Raw genomic sequence first — 931 nt, forward strand, 5'->3', positions numbered from 1 at the left:
CTCCGTGCGCACACCGGCCATCACCGAGATCACCAATGTGAGCGGCCCAAGGCGGCCGGCCAGCGGCAGCACCGCCTGCGCCCAGGCCTGCGGTTTCACGGCGAGCACGACGATATCGGGTTTGCCCTCCGCCGGCGGGCGGGCCGAGGCTTCCACGCCGGGCGGCAGGTTGCGCGCCGCCGGATCGATCACGGCAACCGGCCCCAGCCCTTCGGCCAGCCAGCGCCGCAGCAGCGCGCCGCCCATGTTGCCACAGCCGATCAACCAGATCGGCGCTTCACCCGTCATGTTTGCCCCCAAACCGGTCTTATGCTTCGCCGGCTGTCTCGATCAGCGCCGCGGCCAGAGCTTCCGCCGGTGACTGGCCGGCCAGCAACACCAGCTGGAACACCGGATAATAGCGCTCGAACTCTTCCACCGCGGCATCGGTGAGGATTTCAGCCTGGGCCGGCGACAGATCACCGCCGTCTTCAGCATCATCATCGGCCAGCAGCGTGGCGTGGCGGAACAGGATCATGCCGTCGGCCGACCAGAGTTCGAAATGGCCCATCCACAATTGTTCGTTGATCAGGCCGATGGTTTCATACACCGCCAGCCGGCGATCTTCGGGCACGGTGAGATCGGCCTGGGCGATGATCTGCAGCACACGGTCTTCACTGCGCCACAAGGCCCGCAGCTGATAGGTGCACCACCCGCCCTTCACGGTCGTGATGATTTCCTCATCACCCACACGTTCGGAGGCCCAGCCATTGGCATCGAACAATTGTTCGAGCAGGTCGATCGGGGCGGGTTCGCCCGCACCATAGTCAATTTCGGAAAAGCTCATCGTGCCTCTCCCTTACCGGCCTTGGCACAGGCTGGGCAACCCCTGCCGATTCGGCAAGAGCAAGCCTCACAAAATCTTGTGGATATCAGGCGTCTGCCTCACCAG

At 64.4% G+C, this 931-nt stretch carries 2 protein-coding genes; both read right to left on the reverse strand.

Features of this window, described 5'->3' with window-relative positions; genetic code table 11:
- Window positions 1-288: NAD(P)-binding domain-containing protein (locus RT662_RS15170; protein WP_313671527.1), on the reverse strand; the 288-nt coding region annotated here is incomplete at its 3' end.
- Window positions 289-307: 19 nt separating this feature from the next.
- Entirely contained in the window at window positions 308-826 is a 519-nt protein-coding gene (locus RT662_RS15175) for a YbjN domain-containing protein (RefSeq protein ID WP_313671528.1), read from the reverse strand.
- Window positions 827-931: the final 105 nt, after the last annotated feature.

The organism is Sandarakinorhabdus sp. (assembly GCF_032115815.1).
GTDB lineage: Bacteria > Pseudomonadota > Alphaproteobacteria > Sphingomonadales > Sphingomonadaceae > Sandarakinorhabdus.

Excerpts from the sequence above, each read along its gene's own strand:
- RT662_RS15175 (WP_313671528.1), bottom strand. The coding sequence starts at position 826 with ATGAGCTTTTCCGAAATTGACTATGGTGCGGGCGAACCCGCCCCGATC.